This window comes from Pseudomaricurvus alcaniphilus (assembly GCF_011440395.1).
GTDB lineage: Bacteria > Pseudomonadota > Gammaproteobacteria > Pseudomonadales > Cellvibrionaceae > Pseudomaricurvus > Pseudomaricurvus alcaniphilus.
The window spans coordinates 145982-169563 of the sequence record NZ_JAAOIX010000003.1; the positions used below are offsets into that span (position 1 = coordinate 145982).

Here is a 23582-nt window from a genome sequence, read left to right on the forward strand (position 1 = left end):
AAGGGGCGAGCAAATGAGCGTATTAATTAACAAAGATACAAAAGTAATCTGCCAGGGTTTCACTGGTTCCCAGGGCACCATGCACTCCGAGCAGTCTATCGCCTACGGCACCCAAATGGTTGGTGGTGTGACTCCGGGTAAGGGCGGCACCACTCATCTGGGCCTGCCAGTATTCAACACCGTTGCGGAAGCGGTAGAGGCCACTGGTGCGGATGCGTCGGTAATTTATGTACCTGCCCCTTTCTGTAAAGATTCTATCCTCGAGGCTGCCAACGGCGGTATCAAGCTGATCGTTTGTATCACTGAACACATTCCAGTTATGGATATGCTGCAGTGCAAGGTTCGCTGTGATGAGCTGGGTGTACGCCTGATTGGTCCTAACTGCCCGGGCGTTATCACTCCCGGTGAGTGCAAGATCGGTATTATGCCAGGTCACATCCACTTGCCAGGCAAGGTGGGTATCGTCTCCCGTTCCGGCACCCTGACCTACGAAGCGGTCAAGCAAACTACCGATTACGGCTTCGGCCAGTCCACTTGCGTGGGTATTGGTGGCGACCCAATTCCGGGCACCAACTTTATCGACGTGCTGGAGTTGTTCGAAAAAGATCCGCAGACCGAAGCCATTGTTATGATCGGTGAAATCGGTGGTTCCGCGGAAGAAGAAGCCGCTGCTTACATCAAGAACAATGTCAGCAAGCCGGTAGTGTCGTACATCGCCGGTGTAACTGCACCTGCAGGTAAGCGCATGGGTCACGCCGGTGCCATCATCTCCGGTGGTAAAGGCACTGCCGATGAGAAGTTTGCTGCACTGGAAGATGCCGGTGTTAAAACCGTACGCTCCCTGGCGGGAATCGGTGAAGCACTGAAAGAAGTGACTGGCTGGTAAGATCGGGGCTGCAAATGCAGCAATCGATGTGATCAGTGATTGACACTCGAAAAGCCCTCTTGGTGACAAGGGGGCTTTTTTTGTGGGTCTAACTTCATCTAATAGTATGAAACCCTGGATCAACTGCAATGATTTTGTGCTTGCACGCATTGACACAGGGCGTTGCTCGGGAAAGGATGTAGAGACTCGACTGGAGTTAAAGCATGGACGCCAGAAAAACCCAACCACAGGATGTGGACACCGCTGCCCGATCGCTATTTTTATTGGCCCAGTACCATCAGGTTGCCACCGATGAGGCCGGGGTACTGCATCAGTTCGCCCAGCCCGGGCAGCCAATGAATGACGGTGATCTGCTCAGGGCGGCCGCCGCCCTTGATTTCAAGGCGCGTAAACACCAGAGTGACTTTGCCGGCTTGAAGAACAAGCTGCTGCCGGCAATTGGCAAAACAAAGGCAGGTGATTATTTCGTCATCGCCCGCGTAACCGTCGCCCAGGCGGGAATAAATACCGGTGCTGCCGAAGCGGAAGCCAGGGCTTTGGTATTTTTTCCGGCGGAGTCATCACCGCGAGAAATTCCACAGTCGGAACTGCAAGCGGACTGGTCTGGTGAGCTTTTCCTCTTCACCAGGCGTGGCGCTGCTGGCACAGGACCGGGCCAGTTTGATATCAGCTGGTTTATTCCGGCGCTGCTGAAATATCGCAAACTGTTTGCCGATGTATTGCTGGCGTCGCTGTTTTTGCAGCTGTTCGCCCTGTTGACGCCGCTGTTTTTCCAGGTGGTGATGGATAAGGTGTTGGTGCACCGCGGATTGACCACGCTGGATGTGCTGGCGTGTGGTTTTTTTGTGGTGTTGGTATTTGAGGCTCTGCTCGGTGCTGTGCGCAACTACGTGTTCTCACACACCACCAACCGGGTCGACGTCGAGTTGGGGGCGAAGCTGTTTCAACATTTGCTGCGCTTGCCCATGGCCTATTTTGAAGCGCGCCAGGTAGGGCAGAGTGCTGCCAGGGTCCGGGAACTGGAAACCATCCGCAATTTTATTACCGGCTCCGCGTTAACCCTGTGTATCGACCTGTTGTTTACCTTCCTGTTTTTTGTCGTTATGTGGTACTACAGCCCCACATTGACGCTGGTGGTACTGGGATCAGTGCCTTTTTTCATAGTTTTATCCCTCCTGATTACCCCGGTATTGCGCCGGCGCCTGGACGAGAAATTCAACTTTGGCGCCCGCAACCAAGCGTTCCTGGTGGAAGCCGTCAACGGTATTGAAACGGTCAAGGCCAGCGCGGTGGAGCCGCAAATGCAGCGCCATTGGGAGGAGCAGTTGGCCGGCTACGTCAACGCCTCATTTCGCGCGCAACACGTGGGCAACCTGTCGGGGCAGGTCGCGGGGCTGATCAGCAAGGTGACTACTCTGCTGATCATCTACCTGGGCGCTTACGCTGTTATGGATGGCAAAATGACCGTGGGTGAACTGGTGGCGTTCAATATGTTGGCGGGCCGGGTCAGCGGGCCAGTGCTGAAACTGGTGCAATTGTGGCAGGAGTTTCAGCAGGCCCGGATTTCCATTGCCCGCCTGGGCGATATTCTCAACACCCCGGCGGAGCCCGGCTTTAATCCCGGTCGCAGCTCCCTGCCCAGGTTGCATGGACGTATTCAGTTGCAGCACGTAAAATTTCGCTATGGTGCAGACAGCCCGCTGGTGCTGGATGATGTGTCGCTGGACATTCGCGCCGGGGAAGTCCTCGGTATCGTCGGTCGCTCCGGTTCCGGTAAAAGCACACTGACCAAACTGGTGCAGCGTTTTTACCTGCCGGAAGCCGGCAGTATTCTGGTCGACGGTGCCAACCTGGGTGTTATCGACACCCAGTGGTTGCGGCAAAATGTCGGCGTGGTATTGCAGGATAACTTTCTCTTCAATCGCAGTATCCGGGCCAATATTGCCCTGGTGAATCCGGGCTTATCCATGCAGCGGGTGGTCGCTGCCGCCAAACTGGCCGGCGCACACGATTTTATCCTGCAGCTGCCGGAAGGCTATGACACCACTGTGGGTGAGCAGGGTTGCAACCTGTCGGGAGGCCAGCGCCAGCGCCTGGCCATTGCCAGGGCCCTGATCAACAACCCTCGAATACTTATCCTGGACGAAGCCACCAGTGCACTGGACTATGAGTCCGAGCGCATTATCCAGGAGAATATGGCGGCTATATGCCAGAACCGTACGGTGCTGATTATCGCCCACCGGCTATCAACGGTGCGTCAGTGCGACCGCATTATCGTAATGGAAAACGGACGGATTATCGAGCAGGGGCGCCATGACGATTTACTGGAGGCCAACGGCTACTACACTCAATTACACAGCTATCAAAATCATACCCCGAGAATCCGGCAGGTATAGGGCGAGCTGACGCGGTTAATTATTGGCCGTTAGTAACGCCCTCACTGAAAGGGCAGTTTGCAGCAAGATCACTCATAAAGGGACATTATGGGAACAATACTTACCCGACTGTATAGGGCGATGTTGCACATCCTGGGAGCTCGGCGCCAGCCTGGGGCGACTGAGTGCGGTCGCGAACAGCTGGATTTTCTTCCGGCTGTATTGCAAATACAGGAGCGCCCGGCCTCACCGGCGGGCCGCTTGCTCGGCTGGAGCTTGATGGCATTATTCAGTATTGCCATTATCTGGGCCTGCCTGGGAGAAGTGGATATTGTGGCTGTAGCTGAGGGCAAGGTGGTGTCTGGCAGTCGTATCAAAGCCATACAGCCGCTGCAAAAAGGCTTGCTGAGGGCGATTCACGTACAAGAAGGCGAGTTCGTGAAGCGGGGCCAGCCATTGATCGAACTGGATCAAACCGTTACCCAGGCAGAGCAAGCACGTTTGGCGGAGGAGTTGCGCTTTACCCGAACAGAGCTTTCGCGCAAGCAATATTTTAGCGCCGCGCAGGCGAAATCCGTAATGTTGATCCAGCGGGGTAATGGTGACGTTGCCGCGGTAGCGGCGCTTGACCGTGTGCTGCCAGCAGATCAGGAGGTACCCCAACGCAGTTTGCTGGAGCAGGAACTGATGGACTACCAGGCCAAAATCAATGCTTACCTCAGTGATGAAAAAGAGTTACAAGCTCAATTACAGGCCAATCTCGCGCAAATCAATATGTTGCAGCAAACCCTGCCCCTGATCGAAAAGCGTTTACAGGCACTGCGGCAGCTGGAGAAAGACAAATTGGTCGCGGAAATGGAGCGTCTCAGTGTAGAGCAGGAGTTTATTGAGCAGCAGCAAGCGCTGTTCGCCTATCGCGCACAGCAGCAACAGCACTCGGCAGCCGTGGAGAGCGCGAGGCAGCGACTCATTGGTTTTCAGTCTGAAATGCAGAAAAATACCTTGCTGGAAATCGATAACCTGGAGCGCAGGATACATTCCCTGAGCCAGGAGTTGGCAAAAGCAAGGGACGTAAATCGCCGTAAAATACTCTACGCCCCGGTGGATGGCCAGGTGCAGCAGCTGGCCATCCACACGGTTGGTGGTGTGGTGACCGAGGCGCAGGTGTTGATGCAACTGGTGCCAGGTAATGACTTCCTGGAGGTGGAAGCGACGCTGGCGAACAAGGATGTGGGTTTTGTCTTCCCCGGACAAACCGCTGAGGTAAAAATCAATACCTTTAATTTTACCCGCTACGGGGTCTTGGAGGCCAAAGTCGTGGGCCTTAGTGCCGATGCCATTGCCGATGAGGTGAAAGGTTTGGTGTATAAATTGCGCTTGCAACTGCAACGCAGTGAATTGCAAATCGATGACAGGCTGGTGACTCTGATCCCTGGAATGGCCGTGACCGCAGAGGTGAAGATTGGTCGGCGTCGGTTGATCGAGTTTGTGCTGTCGCCGCTGCTGAGAAAGGCCAACGAGAGCGCCAGAGAGCGCTGAAAACAGACTTTATATTTCCTAATTACGCCTATGAATAAGCCAGCTATCGGCGATAGTAAACATATACCCTGTAGCCCTTGGGACAGCAGCTTTGCTCCCGGCCTGGCTCCAGGGACTTGCTTTCAAGACTCGCCGTCAACCCATCCATGCACCCAAAGCACTCGCTCCGCTCGCGGGGCGGGCTCGAGGCTCCACGACAGCATCCCTGCTGTCGAGGGTCTTGAAAGCAAGCCCCCGAAGCCAGACCTAACATAGTGCCAACTGCACGACGCTTGGCTTAGGTGGTAATTAGATTATATTTTGCACAGCAGATTTTGATTTATTGCAGAATTAGCAACTATGAAAGGATAAATACCTATGATCGGTTTATTTGTAATAACAGTAACACTGTTGTACCCGATTGCGCTTGTTTATTTTCTTTGGTCCGCAGTCAAATCCAAAGGGGAAAAGAGGCTCGGGATGCTGATGTTGTTCTTTGCGCTGATTTTAATTCCTTTTGGTGATGTACCTTTCAATCTTTATCGTTTTAATAAGTTGTGTGAGAAGGAAGCGGGTATTTTTGTCTATCACAAAGTTGGGTTGCCTCCGGAGTATTTCGTGAAAGAAGGAGAGCCAATACGAAAAATCATCTATCGGGAGAATGGTGGTTCAGGATCTAGAGAAGTAAAGGCAAAAGGAAATGAAATTGATATAGAAAAGCTCAAGGCAAGATATCAAATAGAAGATCATTCGAAAAAAGACATTGTTTCCCGAGGCTATGTTTCCAGCTATACCACAACTGTTATGGATGGAGAAAAACTGTTGGGGAAGGCAGTTACACTTTACGGAGGAGGTGGCTGGTTCTTCAGGAAATTTACCCCTGGAGGAGGTGGTAAAAGTTGTCCTGAAAAAATCCGTAGGCCTGGTTATGTGGATATGCATAAGAAAGTACTCTACGAAATTTTTTATAAAATTACCTAATTTCTACCTAAGCTAAGCTTTCGTGCAGCCGGCACTATGTTAGGTCTGGCTTCGGGGGCTTGCTTTCAAGACCCTCGACAGCAGGGATGCTGTCGTGGAGCCTCCATGGATGGAACCTCGGCGAGTCTTGAAAGCAAGCCCCTGGAGCCAGGCCGGGAGCAAAGCTGCTGTCCCAAGGGCTACAAGGTATATGTTTACTACCGCCGATAGCTGGCTTATTCATAGTCGTAATTAGGTAAAATTAAGAGCTAAAGGAATGAGCTATGACAAAACTTACCGATTTGTTTGATTACTCCAGTCTGGCGATGGCTGCCTACGCAAACGGAGAACTGATGTCAGACTTGAAAGCTGATGGTGTCGAGTTTAGTAATTCTCAGGCTGAAAAATTTTTAAAAAAGTTCGAGCATCAAGAAACATCTCCTGACACATTAACTGGGTTTTCTGGCTCGTTTTATATGGTTAAGGCGGGCGAAAGTTCTGGAAGCTTTGTGTTCACTTTAAGAGGAACTGATGGGAATTTCATCAAGAATCCCGTTGAGTTTTACAAGGACTACATATCAGATCTATCGCTGGGTGTTCTCGGGACCGCAACTCTCCAGATAATGGATATGCTGAATTTTTATTTACAAGCAATTACCCCCGCAAATGAGCAGGTCGCACAGTATCAAATTAACGTGGGCGTCAGTACCTCGGATGCCGGCTTGATGCTAGCGGAAAAGGCCCCCGCCAACGGCCTGGGTATTCCAGGCCTCAATGCAACAACGCCAATAATTGTCACCGGACACTCCCTCGGCGGCCACCTCGCCCAGGCATTTGTGCGCCTGTTCCCGAATATTGTCTCTGCCGCCTACACCTACAATGCACCTGGAATTAATTCCGGTGTGGATGGATTCGATCACCTGGCAGAGATGCTCGGTGCGATTACCGATCCGATAAATGTTACCCCAGGCCCATCTGCTGATGCCCGGGTTACCAATGTGATTGCTGAGCCCGGCGCCGAATTCACGGCTATTGTTGGTGACAATTTGGGTGCCTCTGAAATGCTATTTATTGAGCAGGGCAGGGTGGGCGATATTCTTACCAATCATTCCATCAAGAGCCTAACCGACGCCCTGGCGGTTTATGACATGCTGTCCCGGTTAGACAACAGTTTAACAATCGATGATGCGTCTTCCATTCTCTACGCGGCTTCAAACAAGGCAAGCCAGAGTCTGGAGGGTATCGTCAATTCGGTGGTGTCACTATTGGGCGTTGCTGCGCCCCATATCAATAACAATGATAGGGAGGCGCTCTATACTGTCATCGACACAGTGATCAGTGAAAACCTTGCCGCAGAGTTTAGAGTCCATTCTGTCGCCGCACTGGATAAATCCGTCGCCGAACAGGATTCGCCACTCGGTATGGCGTATCGTCATGCGCTGCGCAATCTCAATCCCTTTGTCATAGTTGGTGGCGATGACCTCTACGCCGCTCATAATCAAAACGGCGAGCTGAATGTCGAGAATTTCAGCGACTATTATCTCCAGGATCGCATTTCACTGCTCGATGCCATTGTGCAACGCAATAGCGATGACGCAGTCCATCCCGACAAGATTAACAACCGAGCGATTCGCTATGTGGATGCGGATGCCGGCGAAGTGTTCGCCGGGGGCAATACCACCGGCCAGGGGGGTACCAACACGGTGGATCCCACAACCGTCGCCAATATTGTTTTTGGTGATGAGTCTGACAATGCTAACCTCTATTGCCTGAGCAAAAATGACCATATCTACGCTGGCGGTGGCAACGATACCCTGACCGGTAATGGCGGTGACGACTACCTGGAAGGCGGGTTCGGCAATGATACTTATATCTATAACTCCGGTGATGGCATGGATGTTATTTACGATATCGGTGGCGCCAATACGGTCAGGGTCAACGGTTCCGATATAGGCACGTTGACCGCCATTGCCGGTGCATCGGCGATGTACCAGCAGCTAGATGCCAGCGGCAACCCGCTCAATGACAATCTGTTTGTAGTCGATGACGGAGATCTCAGGGTGCTGGTGGGCGGTGTCGACACCGCAGCAGATGATGTAATTATTATTGATAATTTCAATGTGGCGGATTCGGCCGTATCCTATGGCATTGAACTGCTGGACCATGCCAATCAAACGGACGACGCCAGTGAGTTCGAACTGGTGTTCGACTCCATGTTTTACATCAACCCTTCGCAACCGGAGTGGACCGACGAAGGTCTGCCAAGCTATTTTTTTCGCTGGGTCGACTCAACCTACAACCAACCTTACCCGGTCGATTACGCCCTTTTTTACGATTGGGTCAATAGTGAAGCTCTCGAGATTCACGCTCATGCGGTGCACGGACTGGCGGTTGACCGCTGGACGGACGGCGGCGATAAAGACGATTTGATTTACGGTCGTTTTGGCGCCTATCAAAGCGGCAATATTGTTCGCCAATCACAGCATGACCTGTTGCGGGGTAAGGACGGCGATGATGTGATTTATGGCGATTACGAGATGGTACCCCGGGATTGGTTTTCCAGTACCAACCTTCTTACCGTTCTGTCTGAGCAACCTGGTGATGACACAATTCTGGGTGGAAGAGGATCGGATGCCATCTACGCCGGTGGTGGCAATGACACGATTTTTGCAACGGATGAATATCGGCTGGGGCGCTATACCTGGGAATACGACCAATCAATTTCGGTGAACTGGGACTGGGATACACGGCAGTTTGGCCATACCGTACTTATGTATAGCGAGAGTGATTTGGAAAATGTGGACGACATGGATGTTGTATTTGCCGGGGACGGAGATGACCAGCTTTATGGCGGCAGCTACGCCGATCAATTGTTCGCGGAGTCGGGCGATGATCAAATTCTGGCCGGTGCCGGTTCGGACCTGGTTGAGGCCGGGCAGGGTAATGATATTGTCTTTGGGGATTCCTACGCCCGCTTTGAAAACGTCAACGCGGTGCCCGAGCCCGATTGGGCGGATATCGCACTGGGCAATAATACCCAGGTCGATACCGAGCTTAAGCTCTGGGAGTACGGCAAGTACATAGTGCCGGATTTTGTTGCCAGCGCGACAGATAGCCTGCAATACGATGACACCATTTGGGGCGGCGACGGCAAGGACGCACTCTTTGGTGAACTTGGCGACGATACTCTGTTGGGCGGGGATGGCAATGATACCCTCTACGGTGACCGGGGTAACGCCTGGCAGGACTACATGCCCATTCAAAGCAGCCGGTATTTTGAAGAGGCCCGGGCGCTGGTAGCAGGCATGTACGGAGCCAACCCGGATTTTCCCACCTACATTAGCTGGAAAGAAGCCTTCGATGGGGCCCCGGGTGAAGTGACCGCTGCACACTTTCAACAGCTCCCGGCAGAATTACACGGTAATGACGTCCTCTACGGTGGCGCTGGCAACGATCAGTTACACGGCAACGGTGGCGATGACTTTCTTGCCGGCGGCAGTGGCAGTGACCGCTATTATTTTCAATCCGACTTTGGCCACGACTGGATATCCAGCGAGGGTGCCGCCGCCGGCGATAGAGACGTGATTGAATTTGCTGCCGATATTAGTGCAGCCTCATTGGCTGCGCGGCGTGCAGGGTCGAACCTGGTTCTGGAAGTAGGGTCGAATACAGTCACCGTGGGTGATTTTTTCCTGGCTGCCGCCAGCGCTCCGACCGTTGCTTTTGCTAGCGGCGAAACACTGGACTACAACGATCTGCTGGTGCTGAGTGCCGCTGCTGAAGTTGCACCTGAACCTGAGGTGAGTCCCGAACCCGGCCCCGCTACCGAAGCAGGGCAGCAGATTGCCGGGACCTCCGGGGACGATGACTTGACCGGTACGAGCGGCGATGACGTCATCGTCGGTGGTGCGGGCAATGATGTACTCAAAGGCGCGGCGGGTGACGATACCTTTGTCGTGCAGGGCGTCAATCAGGGCAGCGATCGAATCATCGGAGGCGGGGGAACAGATACCATTGTCGGCGGCAACGAAGATGACGCCATTAGCCTGGTGCGCTTGCTGGCTACCGACAGTGTGGAAGAAATTGATGGCGAGGCGGGTACCAACTCGGTACTGGGTACAGCCAGTAGCGACAGGCTGGATTTCTCCGCTACCCGGTTGCGCAATATCGACCTCATTGATGGTGGCGCGGGGCACGACAGGATTACCGGTTCCGCGGCCGCGGATGTCATCGTGGGCAACAAGGGTAATGACAAGCTCGAGGGTGGGGCGGGTGCTGACGTCTTCGTCGTCGAGGGAGCGAGACAGGGCACTGATCGAATCATTGGTGGCGGGGGTAAAGATACTATTCGCGGGGGCAGCGGCGACGATGCCATTAGCCTGGTGCGCTTGCTGGCTGCGGACAGTGTGGAGGAAATCGATGGCGGCGAGGGCTATAACATTCTGCTGGGTAGCGCCAGTGGTAATGTGCTGGACTTTTCCGCCAGCCAGTTGCGCCATATTGACCTCATCGACGGGGCCGCGGGCAGCGATCGAATAACCGGTTCGGCTGGCGATGATGTCATTGTGGGCGGCACCGACAACGATCTGCTCAAGGGTGGAGCGGGGAGCGACCGCTTTATTTTCAGGGCTGGAGATGGCAGCGACCGGATTGTATTACCGGCAGTAGCAACAGCAGAGACAGTGGAGGGAGAGATCGATACGCTGGTGTTTGAAGGTGTGGCTGCCGAGCAGTTGTGGTTCAGGCAGAGTGGCATGCATTTATTTATAAACGCCATCGGCTCCGGTGATCAGGTGAAGGTGGTGAACTGGTTTGCCGGGGCTCAGGGTGAGCCGCTTATCCAGGCTCAGGGTCAAACCCTGGACCAGGGAATGCTGGGCCAGCTGATAACAGCAATGGCGGCATTTGATGTTCCCGAGGGCGCCGGCTATGTGCTGCCTGCAGCCACCACTGAGGCGTTGACACCACTGCTGGCTGTGGCCTGGTCCTGATCGACCATAGGGCTGCTTAGGGTTGCTGCGGTGCTATGCACAAGACCGTTGCAGCACTCGAGGCCGGCAGTGAGGCTGCATATTTGGAGATTGGCAATATTAGAGGCTGCCAACATTAGAAGATATTAATGTATTTGAGTAGGTGACACTCTCCCTCAGGGGGGCACCGCTACAGGGCCCTTGTCACTGTTGGGTATCTGCCGCTACCGGCGTTTTGCTTTTCAGGTCGCACATCAGGGGTTGAATTATTCCAGTTAGCCCCCATCTCCATTTCCATCCTGTATCTCCCTAATATCAGATACAACATGAAAACAGATTCATCCGTTGAACAGCCTCGACCTAAATTAGGAGTTTATTAGTAATGACTGTGGAAGCGCATAAAGAAACCCGTGGTTTTCAGACAGAAGCCAAGCAATTACTGCACCTGATGATCCACTCGCTCTATTCCAACCGCGAAATTTTTCTGCGGGAGCTGGTGTCCAATGCTTCGGATGCAGCGGACAAATTGCGTTTTAAGGCGCTGTCAGACGACAGCTTGTACGAGAGTGATTCCGAGCTGGCTATTCGCGTCGAATTTGATAAAGACGCAAAAACCATCACTATTATCGATAACGGCATCGGCATGACCCGTGAAGAAGTGGTGGAAAACCTCGGTACTATCGCCAGGTCAGGTACAGCCCAGTTCCTCCAGTCGCTGTCCGGTGACGAGAAGAAAGACTCGAAACTGATCGGTCAGTTCGGCGTCGGATTCTACTCCGCCTTTATCGTTGCCGATCGTGTCGAAGTGTTTACCCGCAAAGCCGGCACACCGATAACAGAGGGCGTGCACTGGGAGTGCACCGGGGAAGCCGAATTTACCGTCGAAACCGTCGAGAAGAATACCCGCGGCACCACGATTACCCTGCACTTGAAGCCCGATGCTGAAGAATTCGCCGACGGCTGGCGCCTGCGCAGCATTATCAAGAAGTATTCCGACCACATCTCCCTGCCGGTGATTATGAAAAAAGATCCGGTCGGCGAAGATGCCGAGAGCAAGGAGCCGGAAGATGAAACCGTCAACCACGCCACGGCGCTGTGGACTCGCTCGCGCTCCGAAGTCAGCGACGATGAGTACAAGGAGTTTTACAAGCACGTCTCCCACGACTTCGAAGACCCGCTGAGCTGGAGCCACAACCGGGTAGAGGGCAAGCTCGATTACACCAGCCTGCTCTATATCCCCGCCAAGGCCCCGTTTGACCTGTACAACCGGGATGCTTCCCGCGGCCTCAAGCTGTACGTGCAGCGCACCTTTATTATGGACGACGCCGAGCAGTTTTTGCCCATGTACCTGCGTTTCGTCAAGGGTATTGTCGACTCCAATGACCTGTCGTTGAACGTCTCCCGGGAAATCCTGCAAAAGGACCCGAACATCGATGCCATGCGCACTGCCTTGACCAAGCGAGTGCTGGACATGCTTGGTAAGATGGCGAAGAACAACCCGGAAGATTACAGCAAGTTCTGGCAGGCTTTCGGCCAGGTGCTGAAAGAAGGCCCTGCTGAAGACTTCGCCAACCGGGAAAAAATTGCCTCGCTGCTGCGCTTTTCCAGTACCCATACCGATAAGCCAGACCAGGACCAGTCGCTGGATAACTACATCGAGCGCATGAAGGAAGGCCAGGAGAAAATCTACTACGTGGCGGCGGAAAACTTTAATACCGCCAAAAACAGCCCGCATCTGGAGGCCCTGCGCAAGCGCGGTATCGAGGTCCTGCTGCTGTGCGACCGGGTCGACGAGTGGCTGATGAGCCACTTGATGGAGTACAAGGAAAAGCACTTCCAGGATGTCGGTAAGGGTCAGCTGAACCTTGGGGAACTGGATACTGAAGAGGACAAGAAAGCCCAGGAAGAGAGCGCCAAGCAGCACGAGGACCTGGTGAAGCGAGTCAAGGACGTGCTGGACAATCGGGTTGCCGATGTGCGGGTGACCAATCGCCTGACTGAATCGCCCGCCTGTATTGTGGTGGGCGAGCATGATATGGGTGCCCAGATGCGCCGTATCCTGGAGCAGGCCGGCCAGGAACTGCCGGAAACCAAGCCGATCTTCGAGTTGAACCCGGAGCATCCGCTGGTGGACAAGCTGGACCACGAGCAGAATGAAGATCGCTTCGCCGATCTCGCCAATATCCTGTTTGACCAGGCCAGTCTCGCTGAGGGTGGTACCCTGGAGGATCCAGCGGCCTATGTCAGCAAGCTCAACAAGCTGTTGCTGGAACTGAGTAACTGATCCGGTCGCCCGGAAGCAAAATATAGTCGTCCGCAAACAAATGTCCCGTTTGTTTGCGGGGTGTATCTCTCCGCGGTAGCGGAAGAGTGCGCAAAGGCACTGCCAGCAGTGCCTGTTCCAACCCCATTCAACTACACCGCACCCGGCCCCGGGCGCGGTGTAGTCACTTGTGTTTTACGCGTTATTTACCGGAGTGTTTTTGATGGACCAACAACTTAAATCCAACCTGTTGTCGAGCGCCCACTGGATAAGGCTGTTATTTATGCTGTTGTTTGCGCTGCTGGTGCAGGTGGCAGCGGCAGTTATGTGGGTGGTAGTGGTGGTCCAGTTCCTGTTTAATTTAGTGGGTGGCACCAGCAATATTCCGTTGCGTGAGTTTGGCCACAGCCTGTCGGTGTTTATTTTCCAGTGTTGGCAATTCTTGAATTACAATTCCGACGACAAGCCGTTCCCTTTCCAGGACTGGCCAGGCGACTCGTCTGACTAAACCGCCGGGCGGTTGCGAGCGTACACAGCGAGGGAATGCTGATATAGTGGCGTTTAAAGCAACTCCAGACAAAAGATCGGTATGAAACTTTTTATTTTACGGCACGGCGAAGCGGAGAGCTTTGCCTCCCGGGATTCAGAGCGGGCGTTGACCGTCGCCGGGGATGCGCAGACCCGGGCAGTATTGCAGGAGTCTGCGACGGAATTGCAGCAGGTAGGCCGTATTTTCGCCAGCCCCTACAAGCGGGCTCAGCAGACAGCCGGGCTCGCAGCGGAGCAATTAGGCCTCGCGGTGGAAAACTGTGAACTGCTTACCCCGGACAGGGACATCTTACCCTTGATCCGGTTTCTCGATGACAATAGCACCGCCGCCTGCCTGCTGGTGTCCCATCAACCGCTGGTCGGCCGCCTCGTCGACTGGCTCACCGGGGCGCCGAGGGGGCGCTACTTTATGGGAACCAGCGCACTGGCTTGTATCGACGCAGAGGTGCTGGCCCAGTCTTGTGCCACGTTGAACTGGTTGCGACAGCCGGGGGAGTCTGCTCGTGATTGATAAATTGCTGTGTCGCACCTATTGCCGCTTCAAATTAATCTGCAGCCAGTCGCTGCTGGCTGTGCTGGCCTTCCTTGTATCCAGCCACGTGGCGGCACTGGCCCTGGTCACTTACCCCCACGCTACGCTGCTGTTTGAGCAGCGCAAGTCGGTGGACGATTATCGTCTCACGCTCGGCAACCTGAAAAAAATCGACAGTCGCTGGCGTGCCGACCGTGAGCAGCGGCTGACAGGTGATTTGCACAGCCGCACCTTTGAACTCAGCGAGGACAACAGCGCAAAGGAGGTTTTTAACTATTACCGCAAGCAGCTGTTGCAACTGGGTGGACGGGAGCTGTTCTATTGTGAATCGAGAAATTGTGGCAGCAGCAACGCTTGGGCCAATACCCGCTTTCACGTCAAGCAGTTGTATGGCCTGGACAGTGATCAGTACTACTCGTCCTTCGAGATTATTGAGGACAATGACCTGCGCTCCTATGTGGCGCTCTACGCCGTGAGGCGGGGCAATAACCGCAATTACGTGCAGCTGGATGTGTTGCAGACGCGGGAGACGCCGCGGATTTCCAGCTCCGTCGAGGCGATCGAGGAGCGCCTGCGGGAGCAGCAGAGCTTTACCTTTGTGGACGCAATCCTGCCCGATGGCGGTCTGGAAGAAGGGCATTTGAAAAGCCTGCAGGGTCTGCTGCGCCGGCACCGCACCTGGGTGATCGGCCTGGTGGGACACAATTATGCAGCGCAGCCCCTGGCCGAACAGCAGCGCCAGTCGCTGGCCATGGTGGTGGCGATTAAAGAGCAGTTACTGGCCAGTGGCGTGGAGGCTGACAGGGTGCAGGTGTTTGGTCTCGGCGGCCTGGTGCCGGCGGTCAGGTTGGGCAAGCGGGAAGCGCTGTTCCAGGTGGTGCTGATCTCGGGATTGTGACAGCGCGAGGTAGTTGCAGCCAGTTGCGGGAAGTTGTGCGGGCCCGCGTTGACGGGCCGGGAAGGGAGCGGGATTTGCTCAGGATATCAGGGAAAGAAACTCGGTGCGGGTGGCGGCGTTGTCCCGGAAAGCACCCAGCATGGCTGAGGTTTTCATAACAGAATTTTGCTTCTCGACGCCGCGCATCATCATGCACATATGCTTCGCTTCAATGATTACCCCAACTCCCTCGGCTTCAGTAACGTTGCGCACGGTTTCGGCAATTTGCAAGGTCAGCTGCTCCTGAATCTGCAGGCGGCGGGCAAACATATCGACGATTCGGGCAATCTTGGACAGTCCCAACACCTTGCCGGTGGGTATATAAGCGACATGCGCCCTGCCGATAAACGGCAGCATGTGGTGTTCGCACATGGAGTAGAGCTCGATGTCCTTGACGATAATCATTTCGCTGGAATCCGAGGGGAAGAGGGCGTCGTTGACGACCTGCTCCACCGTCTCGCTGTAGCCACGGGTTAAAAACTGCATGGCTTTGGCCGCGCGGGCAGGGGTGTCTTTCAGGCCGGGTCGGTCCAGGTCTTCACCAATTGCTTCAATAATCCTGGCGTATTCTTCTTTCATTGGCGGCAATATCTCTTGCTATAAATGTTTTTTACGAGTGCTTGCAGGCTCTGGTTCGGTGGCCTTCATATAGTAAGTATATATAAGTATCAGGGCGTTGACCGCTGCCTCGCTCGATCAGCAGGCTACCCTACTTGAAGGTTTGCAGGGGGTAAAGTGGTTTTGCATTTCTTTAAAGGACGTATTGCGTCAAAATGGTGCTGGTTTCGACGAAAAACGTTAATATTTGGCGCTTTGTTTGGCCAAACCCCTGATCCGACCTGGAGCAACCCTTGATCGAAAAACGCGAATCACCTGTTGGCGAACTGATCACCATTCGCGACTACCTGCGCTGGGCCACCAGCCGCTTTAACGCTGCACACCTGTTCTTTGGCCACGGCACCGACAACGCCTGGGACGAAGCGGTGCAACTGATCATGCCCAGCTTGCACTTGCCCTGGGACAGCTCGCCGGATTTACTCAATGCCCGCCTCACCAGCGACGAGCGTAAATTGCTGGTGGAACTGATTGAGCGCCGCATCAGCGAGCGTATCCCCGCCGCTTACCTGACCGGCAAGGCCTGGTTTGCCGGGCTGGAATTTTATGTGGATGAGCGGGTGCTGGTGCCGCGCTCGCCACTGGCGGAAATGATTGGCGAGCAGTTTCAGCCCTGGCTCACAGTCTGGCCCGAGCGAGTGCTGGACCTGTGCACCGGCAGTGGCTGTATCGGAATTGCCTGCGCCCGGCAATTTGCCGATGCCGAAGTGATTCTCAGCGATATCGATGCCGGTGCCCTGCAAGTGGCGCAGGCGAATATCGACAAGCACCGCCTCGGCGATCAGGTCAGCGCTGTCCAGTCGGATTTGTTCAGCGGCCTGGTGGGTCAATCGTTTGACTTGATTGTCAGCAATCCACCCTATGTAAACGCCGAGGACCTGGACACTATGCCGGCCGAGTTTCGGGCTGAACCGGCCATCGCTTTGGGCAGTGGTAACGACGGCCTGGCATTTACCCGGCGCCTGTTGCGCGAGGCGCGGGCGCACCTGCGGGATGGCGGGTTGCTGGTGGTGGAAGTGGGCAACAGTTGGCCAGCGCTGGAGGCCGCTTACCCCTCGGTACCCTTTACCTGGGTAGAGTTGGCCGACGGTGGCCACGGTGTTTTCACCCTCAGTGCCGAACAGCTGGATCAGTATGCAGAGGCGCTGCAGGCGTCATAAAAATAAGTTAAAGAAGGCAGGGGGCCGCCAAAATTGGCGTATAATGCCCGGCTTTTATAAGTTGCGTAGCTCGGGCTGAGCGCCGGGTGTGCAGTTGGGCGGGGCAATCGCCTGTGAACTTGGGAATGATTGGTTACTTATGTCTGGAAATACCTTTGGTAAATTGTTCACCGTCACCACCTTCGGGGAAAGTCATGGCCTGGCCCTGGGTGCCATTGTGGACGGCTGTCCCCCGGGGCTGGAATTAACAGAAGAAGATCTGCAGGGTGACCTGGATCGGCGTAAACCGGGCCAGTCCCGTTACACCACCCAGCGGCGCGAGGCGGACCAGGTGAAAATCCTGTCGGGCGTGTTTGAGGGCAAGACTACCGGTACACCCATTGGCTTGTTGATCGAGAACACCGACCAGCGCTCCAGGGACTACGCCAATATCAAGGACATCTACCGGCCCGCCCACGCGGACTACACCTATATGCAAAAGTACGGGGTGCGCGATTACCGCGGCGGCGGTCGTTCCTCGGCCCGGGAGACAGCCATGCGGGTGGCGGCCGGTGCCATCGCCAAAAAATACCTGGCCAGTCGGCACGGCATCCAGGTGCGCGGTTACCTGAGCCAGTTGGGGCCGATCAAGATCGACAGCGTGGATTGGGACGAGATCCACAACAACGCCTTTTTCTGCCCCGATGCCAGCAAGGTTGCCGAGATGGAAACCTATATGCAGGCCTTGAACAAGGAGGGCAACTCCATCGGCGCCAAAATCACGGTCACTGCGACCGGTGTGCCGCCGGGGCTGGGGGAACCGGTGTTTGATCGTCTCGACGCGGAATTGGCCCACGCCCTGATGAGCATTAACGCAGTGAAAGGTGTGGAAATTGGTGCGGGCTTTGCGAGCGTGGAGCAAAAGGGCACCGAGCATCGCGACGAAATGACCCCGGAGGGTTTTCTGTCCAACCAGGCGGGCGGTATTCTCGGTGGCATATCCACCGGCCAGGAGCTGGTTGCCCACCTGGCGCTCAAGCCCACCTCCAGCCTGCATTTGCCCGGGCGCAGCGTCAACGTCAATGGCGAAGCGGTGGAGGTGGTCACCAAGGGGCGGCACGACCCCTGTGTTGGCATTCGCGCCACACCCATTGCCGAGGCGATGATGGCGCTGGTGATTGTTGATCACCTGTTGCGCCACCGCGGCCAGAACGGCGACGTTGAGCATGGCATCCCGGTTATCCCGGGTTAAGTTGCCCGCAGTAAGCTCGCCAGCAGCTCGGGCCGCGGCTAACGGTACAGGCGCCAGATTGTGAATCGGATGCAGGGGTTTGCTTCGGTGCCCGCGTTTGCTGCGGTTCCGTACTGGCGCCTGTCGGGTTTTTATTTCTTCTACTTTGCCCTGCTCGGCGTCATAGTTCCCTACTGGAGCCTGTACCTGCAATCGCTGCAGTTTACGCCGCGCCAAATCGGCATCGTCAGTGCAATTCTTATGGCTTCGCGGGTGATTGCGCCCAATATATGGGGTTGGCTCAGCGAGCGCAGCGGGCGTCGCCTGACGGTAATTCGCGCCGGCGCGCTGTGCGCATGCCTCTCCTTTACGCTACTGTTTTGGCGGACTGATTTTATCTGGGTTTGCGTGGTGGTGGCCGCGTTCAGTTTTTTCTGGAACGCCATTCTGGCGCAATTCGAGGTGGTGACCCTGTCCCACCTGAGCGGGCTCAGCCATTATTACAGCCGCATCCGGCTGTGGGGCTCAATCGGTTTTATCGTGCTGGCTGTGCTGCTGGGCGTCCTCTATCAGTGGTACTCCATTAGTACACTTCCAGTAGTGATCGTTTTGATCCTGACGGCCATCTGGCTCAGCTCGCTGGCGGTGCCGGAGAGTCGGCAGCGCCAGCATGAGCCCGAGCACGGGCAAAAATTCTGGGACAAAATCAATCACTTCCCGGTGGCCTGTTTTTTACTGGCGGCGTTTTTTTTGCAGGTCAGCCATGGCAGTTACTACACCTTTTACAGTATCTACCTGGAGCAGCTGTCCTATTCCCGCACCGCGATCGGCCTGCTCTGGGGGCTGGCGGTGGTGGCCGAGGTGGCGGTGTTCTGGTTTATGCATCATTTGATCCAGCTGCTGGGGCCGCGCACCATCATGCTGGCAACCCTGGCCCTGACCATGTTGCGCTGGTTGCTGATTGGCTATTTTGCCGATTATGCCGGGGTCATCCTGTTTGCCCAGTTGTTACACGCCTTTTCGTTTGGTACCGCCCATGCCGTTTCAATTGAATTGGTGCGGCGTTTCTTTCGCGGTCGACACCAGGGCCAGGGCCAGGCGCTGTTGAGCGCCGTCAGTTTCGGTGCCGGCGGCGCCTGTGGCGCCCTGATCAGTGGTTTTGTCTGGGAGGTCAGTCCGTCGGCGACCTTTGCCATCAGCGCCGTGGCCGCCGGATGTGCGCTGGCGCTGGTCTGGGTGGGGCTGCGGGGCGACGCCTGCGAGAAGCCTGACGTGCTCGAGTAAGGGCTTAGTGAGCGTGTTCCTGCAAGGTCTCAATAAAAGCCCGGGCGGCATTGCTCAGTGTTTTGCGGCGGTGATGAATATAGCCCAGGGTGCGGCTCAAACTGGCTGAGTCGATATCCAGCACCCACAGCTTTTCGTCCAGCATGGTGTTGGGCAGGGCGCCCCAGCCCAGACCGATGGACACCATCATCTTGATCGTTTCCATAAAGTTGGTGGTCATGCCGGTGCGCAGGGTTTGTTGCTGGTTGGCAAACAAGGCGTGTATCAGGCGAGTAGTTTGGGTCGACTGGTCCGGCAAGATGGCCGGGTAATTCGCCAGGTCGGCGAGGCTGGCGCGCTCCGTGTGGCGCAATGGGTGATCCGTGGCCACCACAAAGGAGAGTGGGTCCTGCCATAGCGGCCGGTTACTTATGTCCTCACCGGCAAGGCTGGACAGGGTGACGATACCCAGTTCGGCATCACCGCTGGCAATGGCGTCATAGGCGCGCTCGGAGCCGAGAAAGTCCAGGTCGAGCTCGACCTCGGGGAATCTCCGGGTGAACAGCTTCAGGATCCGGGGTAAATGATGCAGGCCGATGTGATGGCTGGTGGCCAGCTTGAGCTTGCCCCCGACACTGCCCGCAAGGTTGGAAATGGCCAGTTCCGTATCGCTGACACTGCGCAGTATTGCCTGCGCCCTGGGCAGCAGCGCCTGGCCGGCCTCGGTGAGGCTGACGCCCCTTTTAACCCGGTCAATCAGGCGGCAACCGAGCTGTTGTTCCAGTGCCGCAATGCGCTTGCTGACCGCGGGTTGGGTTAAATGCAGCTTGTCCGCGGCATCGGTAAAGCTGCCCAGTTGCACGACGGTGGTGAATGCTTTGAGGTGTTGGGTGTCCATGCGCCTATATTAGATACATTCCAGACAGGAATGCAAACAATAAAAAAGATGAATTTGTCTTATGTTTGGAGGCGGTTTAGACTGCTTCCCAAGGTGGCGGCTGGAGCAGGTTTTTTTGTTCTGGCTGCCCGCACAGTGACCACCAGCGAGGTTTCCAATGGCAGGCAAGACTCTTTACGACAAACTCTGGGATGCCCATCTCGTCAAGCAGCGTGATGACGGCTCGGCCCTAATCTATATCGATCGCCACATTATTCACGAGGTGACCTCGCCCCAGGCGTTTGAGGGGCTGCGCCTCGCCGGCCGCAAACCGTGGCGGCTCGACTCTATCGTCGCGACACCTGATCACAATGTGCCGACCACGGTGAAGGAGCGAGCTTCCGGCGTGGCCGGCATCGAGGATCCGGTTTCCCGCATCCAGGTGCAGACCCTGGACGACAACTGTGATGAATTTGGCATTCTCGAATTCAAGATCAACGATCGGCGCCAGGGCATCGTCCACGTCATTGGCCCGGAAACCGGGGCCTGTCTGCCCGGTATGACCATTGTCTGTGGCGATTCCCACACCGCCACCAACGGCGCGCTGGGTGCGCTGGCCCACGGCATCGGCACCTCGGAAGTGGAACACGTAATGGCCACCCAGTGCCTGGTGGCCAAGAAAATGAAGAATATGCTGATCAAGGTGGACGGCCAGCTGGCCGCCGGGGTCACGGCCAAAGACGTCGTACTGGCGATCATTGCCAAAATCGGTACTGCGGGTGGCACCGGTTACGCCATGGAATTTGGCGGCCAGGTGTTTCGCGATATGTCGATGGAAGGGCGCATGACGGTCTGCAATATGGCCATTGAGGCCGGCGCCCGGGCGGGCATGGTGGCAGTGGACGACACCACCATTGACTACGTCAAGGGCCGTACGTTTGCACCCACCGGGGAGCAGTGGCAGGCGGCGGTGGCCAACTGGCGCGAACTGGTCAGTGATGGGGATGCGGTGTTCGACAAGGTGGTGGAACTGGACGGCAGCAAGATCCAGCCCCAGGTCAGCTGGGGCACTTCCCCGGAAATGGTGCTGCCAGTGGATGCCTGCGTACCCGATCCTGCACAGGTCAAGGACCCGGTGAAAAAGGCCGGTATCGAGCGCGCCTTGCAGTATATGGGCCTCGCGGCCGGGCAAAAAATCACCGACATTCACGTGGACCGGGTCTTTATCGGCTCCTGCACCAATTCGCGTATCGAGGACATCCGCGCTGCCGCTGCCGTCGCCAAGGGCCACAAAGTGGCCGGCTCGGTGATCCAGGCGATGGTGGTGCCGGGGTCCGGCCAGGTCAAAGCCCAGGCTGAGGCTGAGGGGCTCGACCAGGTATTGATCGAGGCCGGGTTTGAATGGCGTGAGCCCGGCTGTTCCATGTGCCTGGCCATGAACGCCGACAAGCTGGGCAACGGCGAGCACTGCGCTTCCACCTCGAACCGCAACTTTGAAGGGCGCCAGGGCTACGGTGGTCGCACCCACCTGGTGAGCCCGGCCATGGCAGCGGCGGCGGCGATCGCCGGTCATTTCGTCAACGTACAGGATTTAAAGGGCACGCAGGCATGAAAAGGTTTACCCAGGTGAAAGGTATTGTGGCGCCGATGGATCGCGCCAACGTCGATACCGATATGATTATTCCGAAGAACTTCCTCAAGTCCATCAAGCGCACGGGCTTTGGCAAGAACCTGTTTGATGAGTTGCGCTACCTCGATGAGGGGCAGCCTGACCAGGACTGCAGCGGGCGGCCACTGAACAAAGAGTTTCCGCTCAACTTTCCCCGCTACCAGGGCGCCAGTATTTTGCTGACACGGGAAAACTTTGGCTGCGGCTCGAGCCGTGAGCACGCCCCCTGGGCGCTGGATGACTACGGCTTTCGCGCCGTAATCGCCCCCAGTTTTGCCGACATCTTCTTCAACAATTCTTTCAAGAATGGCTTGTTGCCCATTGTTTTGGAAGAAAATACGGTTGAGCAGTTGTTTCAGGAGCTGTACGCCAACGAGGGCTATGAGCTGGCCATCGACCTGCAGCAGCAGGTGGTCGTTACCCCGTCGGGAGAGCGCTTCAGCTTCGAGATCGACGAATTTCGCAAGCATTGCCTGTTGCATGGCCTCGACGACATCGGCTTGACCCTGCAGGAAGCCGACGCCATTCGCGCCTATGAGGAGCGCAGAAAGCAGCAGGCCCCCTGGCTTTTTGGTGCGGTTAAGTAACTATCCGGGAGCGGGTCCGGCCCAGGGCCCGCCTGAACAATTCTGCGGCGAGACAGTTTCTGCGCCGAAAAAAATTTGAGGAAACAAAAAACAATGACACGCAATGTATTGGTAATGGAAGGCGACGGGATTGGCGCAGAAATCATTTCAGCTGCCCGCAAGGTGCTCGAGGCCGTGGACAAGCTGGATAATCTCAACCTGAGTTACACGGAAGCCATGCTCGGTGGTGGCGCCTACGACAAATACGGCCACCCCTATCCGGAGGAGACCCGGGTCAAGGCACGGGCGGCAGACGCCATTTTGTTTGGCGCCTTGGGCGGGCCACAATGGGACGGCAAAACCGAGCGCCACCTGCGCCCGGAGGCTGGCTTGCTGGATATCCGTTCCGACCTGGGTCTGTTTGCCAATCTGCGTCCGGCCATTACCTATCCACAATTGGCCGACGCGTCGCCGCTCAAGCCGGAGTTGGTGGCGGGGCTGGATATCCTGATCGTGCGCGAGTTGACCGGTGGCATTTACTTCGGTGAGCCGCGGGGTATCCGCACTTTGGAAAATGGCGAGCGGCAGGGTTTTAATACCGATGTTTACAGTGAATCGGAGATTCGCCGCATCGCCAAGGTGGCGTTTGAGGCGGCGCAGAAGCGTGGCAAGCGGGTCTGCTCAGTGGACAAGGCCAACGTACTGGAAGTGACGGTGCTGTGGCGCGAGATAATGGAAGAGGTCAGCAAGGGCTACCCGGACGTGCAGTTGACCCATATGTATGTGGATAACGCCGCCATGCAATTGGTGATCAATCCCAAGCAGTTCGATGTGATTGTCACTGGCAATTTGTTCGGCGATATCCTCTCGGACGAGGCCTCAATGTTGACCGGTTCCATAGGCATGTTGCCGTCTGCGTCCCTGAACGAAAGCAGCAAGGGTTTTTACGAACCCAGCCACGGCTCGGCTCCGGATATCGCCGGCCAGGGCATTGCCAATCCACTGGCAACCATAATGTCGGCCGCTATGATGCTGCGCTATTCGCTGGACGCCAGTGCTTCCGCCGACCGCATTGAGCGAGCAATTGGCAAGGCACTGGACCAGGGGTTGCGCACGGGCGACATCATGTCGGCGGGTATGCGCCGCGTATCCACGGTCGAGATGACCGACGCGGTACTGGCGGCGCTGGCAGACTAGCGGGTTGGCGACCCGCTCCGGCGCCCTGCAAAGTT

At 56.0% G+C, this 23582-nt stretch carries 17 protein-coding genes; 15 read left to right on the forward strand and 2 right to left on the reverse strand.

Annotation, left to right across the window (positions count from 1 at the left end; genetic code table 11):
- The first annotated feature begins 13 nt into the window (after nt 1–13).
- From sucD to G8764_RS09055, 9 genes are all read left to right on the forward strand, one after another.
- Nucleotides 14–886 carry a succinate--CoA ligase subunit alpha gene (gene sucD, locus G8764_RS09015; RefSeq protein ID WP_166164296.1) on the forward strand — a complete coding sequence of 291 codons (873 nt, stop codon included), beginning with the start codon at nt 14–16 and terminating at the stop codon, nt 884–886.
- A 203-nt stretch (nt 887–1089) separates the two neighbouring features.
- The gene (locus G8764_RS09020; protein WP_166164297.1) at nt 1090–3282 is read left to right on the forward strand and encodes a type I secretion system permease/ATPase; all 2193 of its coding nucleotides are present in this window, start codon (nt 1090–1092) and stop codon (nt 3280–3282) included.
- Nucleotides 3283–3402: 120 nt separating this feature from the next.
- A complete protein-coding gene (locus tag G8764_RS09025) occupies nt 3403–4800 on the forward strand; it encodes an HlyD family type I secretion periplasmic adaptor subunit (protein ID WP_279538431.1) in 1398 nt (465 codons plus the stop codon).
- Between the two features lie 357 nt (nt 4801–5157).
- A complete protein-coding gene (locus tag G8764_RS09030; RefSeq protein ID WP_166164299.1) occupies nt 5158–5760 on the forward strand; it encodes a hypothetical protein in 603 nt (200 codons plus the stop codon).
- Between the two features lie 608 nt (nt 5761–6368).
- Nucleotides 6369–10730, forward strand: coding sequence for a hypothetical protein (locus G8764_RS22765; RefSeq protein WP_279538427.1), 4362 nt, complete (start codon nt 6369–6371; stop codon nt 10728–10730).
- Nucleotides 10731–11091: 361 nt separating this feature from the next.
- A complete protein-coding gene (gene htpG, locus G8764_RS09040) occupies nt 11092–12993 on the forward strand; it encodes a molecular chaperone HtpG (RefSeq protein WP_166164301.1) in 1902 nt (633 codons plus the stop codon).
- A gap of 202 nt (nt 12994–13195) precedes the next feature.
- On the forward strand, nt 13196–13480 hold the full coding sequence (locus G8764_RS09045; protein ID WP_166164302.1) for a DUF4389 domain-containing protein: 285 nt from the start codon (nt 13196–13198) through the stop codon (nt 13478–13480).
- A gap of 81 nt (nt 13481–13561) precedes the next feature.
- Entirely contained in the window at nt 13562–14032 is a 471-nt protein-coding gene (gene sixA, locus G8764_RS09050) for a phosphohistidine phosphatase SixA (RefSeq protein ID WP_166164303.1), read from the forward strand.
- A complete protein-coding gene (locus tag G8764_RS09055) occupies nt 14025–14951 on the forward strand; it encodes a DUF4892 domain-containing protein (RefSeq protein WP_166164304.1) in 927 nt (308 codons plus the stop codon). The genes sixA and G8764_RS09055 overlap by 8 nt, the downstream gene beginning before the upstream one ends.
- 78 nt (nt 14952–15029) lie before the next feature.
- On the opposite strand, the gene folE is transcribed toward G8764_RS09055, so the two are convergent.
- Nucleotides 15030–15569 carry a GTP cyclohydrolase I FolE gene (gene folE, locus G8764_RS09060; RefSeq protein ID WP_166164305.1) on the reverse strand — a complete coding sequence of 180 codons (540 nt, stop codon included), beginning with the start codon at nt 15567–15569 and terminating at the stop codon, nt 15030–15032.
- A 272-nt stretch (nt 15570–15841) separates the two neighbouring features.
- Here folE and prmB point away from each other — a divergent pair, with 272 nt between their 5' ends.
- From prmB to G8764_RS09075, 3 genes are all read left to right on the forward strand, one after another.
- Complete coding sequence (gene prmB, locus G8764_RS09065; RefSeq protein WP_207951796.1) at nt 15842–16765, forward strand: 50S ribosomal protein L3 N(5)-glutamine methyltransferase; 924 nt, start codon at nt 15842–15844, stop codon at nt 16763–16765.
- A 139-nt stretch (nt 16766–16904) separates the two neighbouring features.
- A complete protein-coding gene (aroC, locus tag G8764_RS09070) occupies nt 16905–17996 on the forward strand; it encodes a chorismate synthase (protein WP_166164306.1) in 1092 nt (363 codons plus the stop codon).
- 69 nt (nt 17997–18065) lie between these two features.
- On the forward strand, nt 18066–19259 hold the full coding sequence (locus G8764_RS09075; RefSeq protein ID WP_166164517.1) for an MFS transporter: 1194 nt from the start codon (nt 18066–18068) through the stop codon (nt 19257–19259).
- Nucleotides 19260–19263: 4 nt separating this feature from the next.
- Here the strand turns inward: G8764_RS09075 and G8764_RS09080 are convergent, their stop codons facing one another.
- Complete coding sequence (locus G8764_RS09080; protein ID WP_166164307.1) at nt 19264–20136, reverse strand: LysR family transcriptional regulator; 873 nt, start codon at nt 20134–20136, stop codon at nt 19264–19266.
- A gap of 157 nt (nt 20137–20293) precedes the next feature.
- Here G8764_RS09080 and leuC point away from each other — a divergent pair, with 157 nt between their 5' ends.
- The 3 genes from leuC (at nt 20294) to leuB (ending at nt 23547) form a co-directional block, all read left to right on the forward strand.
- Entirely contained in the window at nt 20294–21727 is a 1434-nt protein-coding gene (leuC, locus tag G8764_RS09085; protein ID WP_166164308.1) for a 3-isopropylmalate dehydratase large subunit, read from the forward strand.
- A complete protein-coding gene (gene leuD / locus G8764_RS09090; RefSeq protein ID WP_166164309.1) occupies nt 21724–22371 on the forward strand; it encodes a 3-isopropylmalate dehydratase small subunit in 648 nt (215 codons plus the stop codon). Before leuC ends, leuD begins: the two co-directional genes overlap by 4 nt.
- Nucleotides 22372–22464: 93 nt before the next feature.
- The gene (leuB, locus tag G8764_RS09095) at nt 22465–23547 is read left to right on the forward strand and encodes a 3-isopropylmalate dehydrogenase (RefSeq protein WP_166164310.1); all 1083 of its coding nucleotides are present in this window, start codon (nt 22465–22467) and stop codon (nt 23545–23547) included.
- Nucleotides 23548–23582 lie beyond the last annotated feature (35 nt).